Raw genomic sequence first — 10,920 nt, 5'->3', positions numbered from 1 at the left:
CCACCGCCACCACCACCGCCGCCACCGCCGCTGTGGCCGCCGCAGCCGCAACCGCCCGCGCCACCAATGCCGATCCCCACACCGCCGCCGGGGCCGCCTGGGCCGCCGAAGGCTCCCAGCCCTCCGAAGCCCCCGCCGCCGAAACCCATCCCACCGCCGCCGCCACGTCCGCCACCCCCTCCGGCGGCATATGACGCATTGATCGAAATGCCGCACAGCATGGCCACCGCCGCCGCACCCACCATCGTCGCCTTGAACCCGTTCATGGTCCCCTCCCCGCGCACGCGCAATCTCATTCCGAAACACGCGGAACCCCGCCAGAAGGTTCAGCGTTACGGCGTGGACGCGTCAGCCAAATTCGTGGGCAATAGCGAGCTCTCCCGTGAACGCATGCACAGGGGAGCCTTGCCAACAGCCTGCGGGAATTCCGGGTTGGCGCGTCGCCATACGCGATTCACAGACGCGAATTCCGTGCCAGACGACTCAACCCATTGATTTAAAAGAAATTAATAACTCAATTTCCGAGACATCGGGACCGGGTGTACGGAAAATGTATCGTTCGTGAAACGCTGAAATCGCCTGCCCCTGCTCCAACGCCTCGTCAACGACATATACACGACGCGCCGACGTCCCTCGACGCCACGCCAGGCAAGCATTCCGGCGCAAGACAACCCGATCACGCGAATCAGTTCGCGTCGATCACTTCGGCCGACGATTCGCGCAGGCAGGCGGCGAACAACTGCGCGGCCGGCGTTGTCGTGTCTTCGCGCCAGTACAGAATCGCCTCGCCCAGCGGTCCCAGCGGCGGCAACGGCAGCACGCGCATCGTGCCGCGCTGCACGTAGCGGCGCGCGAGCGAGAGCGGCAGTATCGAGACGAAATCGCCACCGCGCAGCAGCGACAGATTGAGCGCCAGCGAGCTCGATTCGATGGCTGGGCGTTGCAAGGTCACACCGTGCTCGGCCAGAATCTCCGCCATCGTCGCGAACGCCGGTGAGCCCCGCATCGGCGTGATCCAGCGCACGTCCCGCAGGTCGTGCCATGCCACGGGCGTATCGGGTCCGCCTAACGCGTGACGCGCGCCCACCACGAACACGAACGGCTCGTGATGCAACGCTTCATGGCGCATCACCGGCAAGTGCCCGGTCACGCGGTTGCGCCCGAGCGCCAGATCGAGGTTCCCCTCGTCCATCATTTTCAGGAGTCGATCCAGCGTCGCCTCCACGAACGAGAAAGAAGCGTTCGGGGCGCGACGCGTGAACAGCTCGACCGCATGCGCGATCAGCGGTTGCGGGATCGTGACCACGGCGCCGAAGCGCACATGACCGGCCGTCCCGGCGGTCAATGCGCTGACGTCGCGCCTCGCCAGTTCGATCTGCCGCAGGATCTCCCGCCCGCGCTCGATGAGCACGCGCCCGATCCCGGTCAATTCGACGGCGTTGCCCACGCGCCGCACGACCGGCGCACCGAGGGCGTCCTCGATCTCCGCGATCTGCTTGGAGATGGCGGGCTGCGTGACATGAAACGCCGCCGCCACGCGCGTGACCTGACGCAGTTCGCCTAGCGCGACGAGAATGCGCAGGTGCCCAAGCTTCAGGCCGCTGCGGAAAAAGCGTTCCATCGAATCGCCGGGCGTGGCGCCCGATGAGATCGTGTTCATGACGGCAATGAGAGGAAGCGACGCCCCAATCATAACCAAATGGTAATGTCGCGCACGCAAAGTGTGATTTGCCGCGCGGGCCGTCGCCCCCTTACTCTTCGAACGAGCAGCGATGTCGCACAGCATTCCCGCGAGGCAACGACGACCGGCACCGGGTGCATTGCCCGCCGCGCGCCGAGACTTCGCGCATAACCGAACGTGCGCCACGCTGCCGGATAATTCGACGTGCCCCACGGCACGCATCCACGGAGACAACATTCATGAGCACGTCCCTTTCCGACGGCGCGCAGCCGCACGCCGGCGCACTCGCCGCGCTGGACCCGACGCAGCGCGACGCGCTGTATCGCAAGCTGACCTGGCACATCATCCCGTTTTTGTTCCTCGCGTTCATCGTCGCGTACATCGACCGCGTGAACGTGAGCTTCGCGAAGTTGCAGATGCTCACGGACCTCTCGCTGTCGGAGACCGTCTACGGCGCGGGCGCCGGTGTGTTCTTCCTCGGCTATTTCATCTTCGAGGTGCCGAGCAATCTGATCCTTCACCGGGTAGGCGCGCGCATGTGGATCGCGCGCATCATGGTCACCTGGTCGATCATTTCGTGCCTGACGATGTTCACGCAGGGCCCGGTGTCGTTCTACGTGCTGCGCTTCCTGCTCGGCGTGGCCGAAGCCGGGTTCTTCCCCGGCATCGTGCTGTATCTGGCCACGTGGTTCCCGTCGAACAAGCGCTCACGGATCATTGCCCTGTTCATGGTCGCGATTCCGGTCTCGGGCGCCATCGGCGGTCCGTTGTCGGGCTGGATCATGCAGCAGTTCGGCGGGTTGCACGGCTTTGCGGGATGGCAGTGGCTCTTTCTGATCGAAGGGGTCGCGTCGCTCGCCGTGGGTATCGCGGCCTTCTTCGTGCTGCAGGATCGCATCGAGACGGTGACGTGGCTGAGCGCCGACGAGAAGCGCATGCTGGCGCAGGACCTCGCCGCCGACGACAGCACGCGTGCGCGTCATAGCGTGCGCGAGGTGTTCGGCAACGGCAAGGTGTGGCTGCTCGGCCTGCTCTACTTCTGCATCGCGATGGGCAATTACGGCCTCGTGTTCTGGATGCCGACGATGATTCGCGCGGCGGGCGTTGCCAACCTCGGCAACATCGGGCTGCTCTCCGCGGTGCCGTCGCTCATCAGCGCGGTGGCCATGATTCTCGTGGCCGGCCATGCGGATCGACGCAACGAACGCCGCGTGCACGTGGCCGTGTGCTGCCTGCTGGGCGCCGCCGGCATGCTCGCCTCCGTGTTGCTCGCCCAACACCTGTGGTGGTCGATCGCCGCGCTCATCGTCGCCGCCATCGGCATCAACTCGATCGCGCCGGTGTTCTGGGGCATTCCCACGGCCATGATGAGCGGGGCGGGCGCCGCCGCGGCCATCGCGCTGATCAACTCGACCGGCAATCTCGCCGGCTTCGTCAGCCCCTACGTGATCGGCTATCTCAAGGACAGCACCGGGCAACTGCTGCCGGGCATGATCGTGCTGGCATGCGCGCTCGTCGCCGGCGCGTTGCTCGTACTCTCGCTCAAGCCGCAACGGGGCCAGGCATGAGCGCGCGCGTTTGCCTCGTGACCGGTGCCGCCACGGGTATCGGCGCCGCGACCGCCCTGCGCTTCGCGCGCGACGGGTGGGCCGTGGCGATCAACAACTTCGACGACAGCACCCGCGCGGCGGCCGAGGCCGTGGCCGCCCAGTGCCGTCAGGCCGGCACGCAAACGCTCGTCGTGGACGCCGATGTGGGAGACGATGCCGCGTGCCGCCGCATGGTCGACGCGGTGGCCGCGCAATGGGGCAGGCTCGACGCCCTGGTCAACAGCGCCGGCACCACACGGGTGATCCCGCACGGCGATCTCGACGCCATCGACGCGGGCGAGTTTGAACGCGTCTACCGCGTGAACCTCGTCGGCATGTTCCAGATGACGCGTGCGGCCGCACCGCTCATGCGCGAGCGCGTCTCGGGCGCGGCGTCGGCGAGTGTCATCAACATTTCGTCGCTGGCGTCGCTCAACGGCACCGGGTCATCGATCGCTTACGCGGCGTCGAAGGGTGCGGTGAACTCGCTCACGCTCTCGCTCGCCCGCAATCTCGCGCCGCACGTACGCGTGAACGCCATCGCACCGGGCATGGTCGACGACGGCTTGCTGCGACGCGTGCTCGGGGACGACGCCTATGCCCGTGTGGTCGACGGCATGCGCGAGAACGCACCGCTCAAGCGCGTGTCGCAGCCGTCGGAAATCGCCGAACTGGCCTGGTTCCTCGCCGCCCATGCGCCCGCGATGACCGGCCAGGTGCTCGCCATCGAAAACGGCCTGCTGCTCAACACGTGAGCATCGCGCCCCAAGGAAGCCCCCCATGACAGATCTGCACAAACACCGCTCGCGCACCGTCACCGAAGGCGTGACGCGCACGCCGCACCGCGCCTTTCTGCGCGCCACCGGCCTGGACGACGACGCCATCGACAAGCCGTTCGTCGCGATCGTGGATACCTTCGGCGAGAACACGCCCTGCTCGATGTCGCTCAACCAGATCTCGGACAACGTCCGACTGGGCGTGGCCGCCGGAGGCGGCGTGCCGATTCGCGGCTCGGCGATTTCCGTGTCGGACGGCACCTCGATGAACCACTCGGGCATGCGCTTCTCGCTGGTCTCGCGCGAGACGATTGCCGACAGCGTCGAGCTGTTCGTGCGCGCCCACTGCTACGACGCCCTCGTGGGCGTGGCGGGCTGCGACAAGACCCTGCCCGGCATTCTGATGGGCATGGTGCGCGTGAACGTTCCCGGCGTATTCCTGTTCGGCGGCGCCATGCTCCCCGGCGTGGCGCCCGATGGCTCGCAGGCCACCATCCTCACCGCCATCGAGGCGGTAGGCGCGGCGCAGCGAGGCGACATGTCCGCGCAGACACTGCGCGGCATCGAAAAGCGTTGCACCCCGACCGCCGGCTCATGCCCGGGACAGTTCACTGCCAATACGATGGCCATGGTGGCGGAGGTGCTCGGTCTCGCCCCGCTCGGCTCGGCGATGGTGCCCGCGGTCTACAGCGAACGCATCGCGATCGCCCGGCGCGCCGGCGAGCACGTCATGCGCGCGCTGCGCAACGGCGGGCCGCTGCCACGCGACCTGGTCACGCGCGAGAGCCTCGAGAATGCGTGTGCCGCCGTGGCGGCCACCGGAGGCTCGACCAACGCCATGCTCCACATCCCGGCCATCGCGCATGAGGCCGGCATCGAATTCACGCTCGACGATGTCTCCGAAGTGCTCGCACGCACGCCGCTCATCGGCGACATGCAGCCGGGCGGACGCTACCTCGCGGTGGACCTGCATCACGTCGGCGGCGTGCCGGCCGTGCTCAACGCGCTGCTCGCCGGCGGACACCTTCACGGCGACACGCTCACGCAAAGCGGCGAGACGCTCGAAGTCGCATTGCGCGCCTTCCCCGGACCCGACGGACGCGTGGTCAGACCGCACACCGAACCGCTCTCGCCAAACGCCGGACTGGTGGTCCTGCGCGGCAACCTCGCACCCGACGGCGCAGCGCTCAAGACCGCCGGTCTGAAGCAACTGGTGTTCTCGGGCACCGCCCGTGTTTTCGAGACGGAAGAGGACTGCATGGCGGTGGTGTCCGCGGGCACCTATCGCGAAGGCGACGTCCTCGTGATCCGCAACGAAGGTCCCAAAGGCGGCCCGGGAATGCGCGAGATGCTCAGCGTGACGGCGGCGATCTACGGACAGGGCATGGGCGAGAAAGTCGCGCTGCTCACCGACGGCCGTTTCTCGGGCGCCACGCGCGGCATGTGCATCGGCTACGTCGGCCCGGAAGCGGCGTCGGGCGGTCCGATCCGTTTGCTGCGCGACGGCGATCGCATCCACATCGACGCGATCCGGGGCACGCTCGACGTCGAACTCTCCGACGAAGCGCTGGCCGCGCGCGCGGCCGAGGCGAAGCCGTTCGTGCGCGCGCGCCTCGGCGGCGTACTGGAGAAGTATGAAGCGCTCGTGCGCCCGGCCAAGTTCGGCGCCGTGACCCATTCGGGGGCCGTCGACTGGCCCTACGAAGCCTCGCTCGGAGAAACGCCGACCCCGGAGGAAGCGAAGCGATGACAACCCAGCGCGTAGGTTTTTGCGGCATCGGCCGCATGGGCGAACCGATGGCGCGGCGCCTGCTCGCCGCCGGACACGATGTCGCCGTCTGGAATCGGTCCGGCGCCAAACTCTCGGCGTTGACCGAAGCCGGTGCCATCGCCTGCGCCACGCCACGGGCGCTTGGGGAAAGCGTCGACATCGCGCTGCTCTGCCTCGGCGACGGCAAGGCCGTGGAGGACGTGGTCTTCGGCGAGCACGGCCTCGTGCATGCCACCACGCCGCCGCGCTTTCTCGTCGACCACTCCACGTTGTCGCCTGCGCTCACGCGCACGCTCGCCTCGCGCTGGTCCAAGGCCACCGGCAATGGGTGGATCGATGCGCCGGTCTCGGGGGGCACGGGCGGTGCCGAAGCGGGCACGCTGGCCATCATGGCGGGCGGGCCCGCGCAGGCGATCGAGTCCGTGACGCCCGTGTTGCGCGCGTTTGCCTCGCGCGTCACGCGCATGGGCGACATCGGCGCCGGTCAGACCACGAAGCTCGCGAATCAGGCCATCGTGGCGACCACCCTCGCCGGGCTGGCGGAGGCCTATGTGCTCGCCCGGCGCAACGGCATCGATACGGTGGCCGTGCCGATGGCGCTGCAGGGCGGCTGGGCCGACTCGATACTGCTTCAAACGCTGTGGCCGCGCATGGTGAATCCGCCCGAGCATGCCACCGGCACGGTGCGCGTGATGCTCAAGGACCTCGATGCGATTGCCGAACTCGCGCATTCGAGTGCGACCGTGCAGCGCGTGCTGCCGGAAGTACGCCGGCTGCTCCGGGACGCGGTTGCCCGCGGCATGGGCGAGTGGGATCTGTCGCAGGTCTATCGCATTGGCGAGGCGCAGAGCGCGCCCGACGCCTGACGGTCCAGGCGCCGCCGCACGGCGTCCGGCCATGAAAAAAGCCATGTCCGTAGCCGGACATGGCTTTTTCATTCGGGCTCGCCTCACGCGACCCCGCCGTTACTTCACCTGCACCGTCGCAAAGTACTGACGACCAAACGGGCTCACCTGGTAGCCCGAAACACCGGCACGCGTGATGACCGCGGCGACCGGATGCGCCAGCGGAATCCACAGGGCGTCGTCCTTGATCATCTTTTGTGCCGCCTGGTACTTCGCCGTGCGCGCCGCCAAGTCGTGCGTGCGTTTTCCGTCGGCGATCAGCCTGTCGAGATTGGCGTCGCAAAAGCGCGCGAAGTTGGTGCCCGAGGTCACGGCCGCGCAGCTGAATTGCGGCGTGAGGAAATTGTCCGGATCGCCGTTGTCCCCCGACCACCCCATGAACAGCAGGTCATGCTCGCCCGCCTTGCCGCGTCGGATCAGCTCGCCCCACTCCACCGTCTTGATCTGGGCCTTCACGCCGATCTTCGCGAGATCGCTTTGCAGCATCTCGGCGCCCACGCGCGGATTCGGGTTGAGCAGGCTGCCGGCCGGACGTGTCCAGATGGTCGTCTCGAAGCCCTTGGGAAAGCCCGCGTCGGCGAGCAGCTTCTTCGCCTTCTCGACGTTCAGCGGATAATCGGCGACCTGGCTGGCATAGCTCCATGTGTTCGGCGGGTAGACGTTGACCGCCGGCGTGGCCGATCCCTCGAAGACCTGCTTGACGTAGTTCGGCTTGTCGAACGCCAGGTTCAGCGCCTGACGCACGCGCACGTCGTTCAGCGGCTTGTGCTGCGTGTTGATTGCCACGAACGCCGTCATGAATGCCGGGGTCTGCACGACCCTGAGGGTCTTGTCGCCGCGCGCGGCCTGCACGTCGAGCGGCTTGGGCGACAGGGCGATCTGGCACTCGCCGACCTTCACCTTCTGCGCCCGCACCGCCGGATCGGGCACGATCGTGTAGATCAGACGCTCGGACGCGGGCGCGCCGCCGAAGTAAGTCTTGTTGGCGTCGTAGCGCACCACGCTGTCCTTCTGATAGCTGCGCAGGATGAACGGGCCGGTCCCGATGGGCTTCGCATTCATCTCGTCCGTCTTGTCGAGGGCCACCAGCTTGTCGGCGTACTCCGCCGAATAGATCGACGCAAAGCCCATCGACAGCATCGAGAGGAACACGGCGTCCGGTTCGGAGAGCGTGAAGCGAACAGTGTGATCGTCGACCTTGCGCACCGACTTGATCAGCTTGCCCAGCGACAGCGACTGCGCATGCGGGAAACCGGACGGCGTGAGCTTGTGCCACGGCGCGTTGTCGTTGAGCATGCGATCGAAGGTGAAGACGACGTCGTCGGCATTGAACGCGCGCGTGGGCTTGAAGTACTCGTTGCTGTGGAAGCTCACGTTCGGGCGCAGCGTGAACGTGTAGGTGAGCCCGTCGGGACTCACCTCCCACTTCGTCGCCAGGCTCGGCACCACCTTGGCCTGTGCCGCGTCGAACTCGACCAGCCGGTTGAACACCGTATCGGCCGATGCGTTGGTCGTTGTCAGCGAGTTGTAGCGCACGACATCGAAGCCCTCGGGGCTCGCTTCGGTGCACACGGTGAGCGCCTTGGCATGAGCCGCGAGCGGCACCATCGGCAGGGAAAGGGCGGCCAGAACGGCAGCCAGCGTACTACGCGGGCAACGGCGCATGAGCTTCTTCTCCAGGAAGTCGATGACATTGGGCGAAACAGCGGGCCAGAATAGCGCAAATTCAGGACACCTGCCTTTCTCCACCGGCATCGCCGTGTCGGCGGTGTTGTCGTCTCCCAAAGATTTCCGTCAGTTTTGCCAACCGAATGCCCGCACGCGATGCACGATGCTGTCGCGCGCGGCCACGACGGTCAGACGCGAGCTGACCGACATGTCATACAGGTAGCGTGTGCGCCCCGCGTAGGGCACGCTCACGTAAGGATGCGCGAGTAGCGGCACATCCGCGCTCGACGTCAACACATCCCCTTCGCCCGAGAGCCTTGCCAGGCAGAGACGATGCGCCGTGTCGCGCGCCACGGCCAACGGATCGGTCCCGCCGGACGACGCCTCCGGCGCCGTTGCCGTTGCCATTGGCCACGCCGGTCGGGCATCGCCAGCGTCGCCATCGTCGGCGCCGCCTGGCGTCGGCGCGTGCGCCGCCAGCGCGAGCGGCCCCTGCCCCATTGCCACGAACAGCCAAAGACCCGCGTGAGCCATGTCAATCCAGACCTTGCCGTGCGGACCGTCGCACGCCAGCCTCGACACGCCGGGCGTGGCGGCCGGCACAGGCGCCTGCGCCGGCGTGCAACGGAACCAGCGGCCGAAGATCCATCGCAAGGCGATGCGCTCCGACAGGAAACGATGACGCATCTGCGCGCGCGGCAACCGCCGTGCGAGCGAATGCTCTGCGGCCGAAAGCCAGGTCGCGCCGTCGTCCGGGCCGCCCGCCGCCGCGCCCGTGGCGCCGAACGGACGCCCAGCCAGCAAAAAACGCCACAACCACAGCTCGTCGACGCCACACTCGCAGTGCGACGCCCCCGCGCGGACATCGCCCGCCGCGCCCGCCGCAGCCATGTCGCTGCTTGCCAACGCACGATGACGGGCGTCGCCCGTGAGCTTTCGGTCGCCCTGCCCGAACTGCCCCAACGGCACGTACGTCAGGGACGGCGTCGGAATCGAAGCGACGCACGGCGTCAGATCGACGGTTCGTTTCAACATCAACACTTGCGACCTCCGCAGGTGAGGTCTCCCATGACGTGTCCTGCCTTCCCGTCATCGGCGGCCATTCATTTGATAATGAGAATCATTATCAAATGTTAGCACAAGACGCCGTGTTAGACGAAGGGTCGCCGGGTGGGAAATTCCATATAGCGTGGCGGATTCGTCAGGTGCGATGCTTTCCGGGCACCTGCGGTGCGGGGGTGACGGGGTGACGTCCGGGAATCGTGGCGATCCGCCCGAAACTCTGACGAAGGCGCGCGGGCGGCCGCATGGCCTCCGCGCGCCGAAGCGTCAGGCGCCGGCGGGCAGCGGCGGGCGGTAACCCAGCGCGTGGCTGGCGGCGAGCGCTTCGCGGCGCACGGCTTCGCCGATGGGGCCGTCCAGGCTTGGATCGAATCCTCCCGTCGCGCCCAGCGCCGTGATCACGCCGACGAGCCGACCGTCGTAATTGAAGACCGGCGCCGCGAGTGCGCTGATGCCCGTCAGGTTCGTATCGCGAACGCTCGCGCCCTGTGCCGCGCGCACCGCGGCACGCAGTGCGCCGATGGGCTCCTCGGCGTCGAGCAGCGCCCGTTGATCCGGCGAGGCATGCGCCAGTTCCGCCTCGGCCATGGCAAGCACCTGAGGGTCGTCGAGCAGGCCAAGGAATACGCGTCCGGCCGCCGACCACAGGACCGACATGACGGAGCCGATGCGCACATTGATCGTCACCGGCAACCCCGGCTCCTCGAAGCGCACGATGGTCGGCCCCTTGTTGCCCATCACGGCAATGAAGCACGTGACGTCGAAGGCTTCGCGCAACCGCACCAGTCCGGGTTCGGCCGCGCGCACCGGATCCGCCTGGCGCATCGCGGCCACGCCGATGAGCATGGCTTCCAGCCCCAGATAGTAATGTTGCGAGTCGGCATCCTGGGCGACCAGCCCCTCTTCCACCAGACTCATCAGGTAACGATGTACCTTCGCGGGACTTTGCTGAACGTGCGCGGCAAGGGCGGTCAGACTGGCGCGCCCGCCCAGCCGGGCCAGCCCCTTGAGGACCACCATGCCGGTTTCGGCGGACTGAACACGCTGCCGGCGACCGCGCTCGCGCGGCGCGTCGACGGGCTCGCTGTCGGACGCCGCGACGCGGTTCGTCACCGGGGAAGACGCCGCCGCGCTGCGCGGACGGCCTGCTGTGGATCGTTTGCTTGTCGTCATCGGCGAGATTTTATGATGCAAATCGAGATTGGCCGATGTCGCTAGCCCTAGAGGTTAACCCCAGTCCACCAATTTACGCAATGCGTATTATATTTACGCTTAACCAACACAGAGAACGGGAACACGCGTGCGACGACGCATCGCGCGACTCCCATCGAGACGAGGAGACGTCCGTGTCATTCGCGGGCGAGCGTTGCCGCCACGCACACGCCGCCTGCCCACGCGGCGCTCCTCTACACTTGAAATATTGCGTGTGTCGCCGCGCGCCCTGCATGGGTTGACGTGGATCGGCCTC

The 10,920-nt window shown here is 67.2% G+C and carries 9 protein-coding genes; 4 read left to right on the top strand and 5 right to left on the bottom strand.

What is annotated here, in order from left to right:
* Together W930_RS30485 and W930_RS0115875 are read right to left on the bottom strand one after the other, a co-directional pair.
* The coding region (locus tag W930_RS30485) for a hypothetical protein (protein ID WP_200873095.1) at window positions 1-266 on the bottom strand (266 nt) is incomplete at its 3' end.
* Between the two features lie 419 nt (window positions 267-685).
* On the bottom strand, window positions 686-1,660 hold the full coding sequence (locus W930_RS0115875; RefSeq protein WP_029753839.1) for a LysR family transcriptional regulator: 975 nt from the start codon (window positions 1,658-1,660) through the stop codon (window positions 686-688).
* Window positions 1,661-1,920: 260 nt separating this feature from the next.
* Here W930_RS0115875 and W930_RS0115870 point away from each other — a divergent pair, with 260 nt between their 5' ends.
* The 4 genes from W930_RS0115870 to W930_RS0115855 are packed head-to-tail and all read left to right on the top strand — an operon-like array spanning window position 1,921 to window position 6,683.
* Window positions 1,921-3,249 carry an MFS transporter gene (locus W930_RS0115870; RefSeq protein WP_023871707.1) on the top strand — a complete coding sequence of 443 codons (1,329 nt, stop codon included), beginning with the start codon at window positions 1,921-1,923 and terminating at the stop codon, window positions 3,247-3,249.
* Window positions 3,246-4,025: an SDR family NAD(P)-dependent oxidoreductase gene (locus W930_RS0115865; protein ID WP_023871708.1), complete on the top strand. Its 780-nt coding sequence runs from the start codon at window positions 3,246-3,248 to the stop codon at window positions 4,023-4,025. Before W930_RS0115870 ends, W930_RS0115865 begins: the two co-directional genes overlap by 4 nt.
* A 25-nt stretch (window positions 4,026-4,050) precedes the next feature.
* Complete coding sequence (gene ilvD, locus W930_RS0115860; protein WP_023871709.1) at window positions 4,051-5,796, top strand: dihydroxy-acid dehydratase; 1,746 nt, start codon at window positions 4,051-4,053, stop codon at window positions 5,794-5,796.
* Window positions 5,793-6,683, top strand: a complete 891-nt coding sequence (locus tag W930_RS0115855) for an NAD(P)-dependent oxidoreductase (protein ID WP_023871710.1) — start codon at window positions 5,793-5,795, stop codon at window positions 6,681-6,683. Before ilvD ends, W930_RS0115855 begins: the two co-directional genes overlap by 4 nt.
* 99 nt (window positions 6,684-6,782) lie before the next feature.
* Here W930_RS0115855 and W930_RS0115850 read toward each other — a convergent pair whose 3' ends face one another.
* The 3 genes from W930_RS0115850 to W930_RS0115835 form a co-directional block, all read right to left on the bottom strand.
* Complete coding sequence (locus W930_RS0115850) at window positions 6,783-8,387, bottom strand: ABC transporter substrate-binding protein (RefSeq protein ID WP_028731098.1); 1,605 nt, start codon at window positions 8,385-8,387, stop codon at window positions 6,783-6,785.
* A gap of 129 nt (window positions 8,388-8,516) precedes the next feature.
* Window positions 8,517-9,425 (bottom strand): hypothetical protein, encoded by a 909-nt coding sequence (locus W930_RS27715; RefSeq protein WP_023595330.1) that lies wholly within the window; start codon window positions 9,423-9,425, stop codon window positions 8,517-8,519.
* Window positions 9,426-9,719: 294 nt separating this feature from the next.
* Window positions 9,720-10,625 carry an IclR family transcriptional regulator gene (locus tag W930_RS0115835; protein ID WP_080685265.1) on the bottom strand — a complete coding sequence of 302 codons (906 nt, stop codon included), beginning with the start codon at window positions 10,623-10,625 and terminating at the stop codon, window positions 9,720-9,722.
* Between the last annotated feature and the right edge of the window lie 295 nt (window positions 10,626-10,920).

Origin of the sequence: Pandoraea sp. E26, from assembly GCF_000681415.1 — a bacterium.
Taxonomy (GTDB): Bacteria; Pseudomonadota; Gammaproteobacteria; order Burkholderiales; family Burkholderiaceae; genus Pandoraea; species Pandoraea pnomenusa.
The sequence above is the reverse complement of the archived record's forward strand: the minus strand, read 5'-3'. Positions and strand labels throughout refer to the sequence as shown.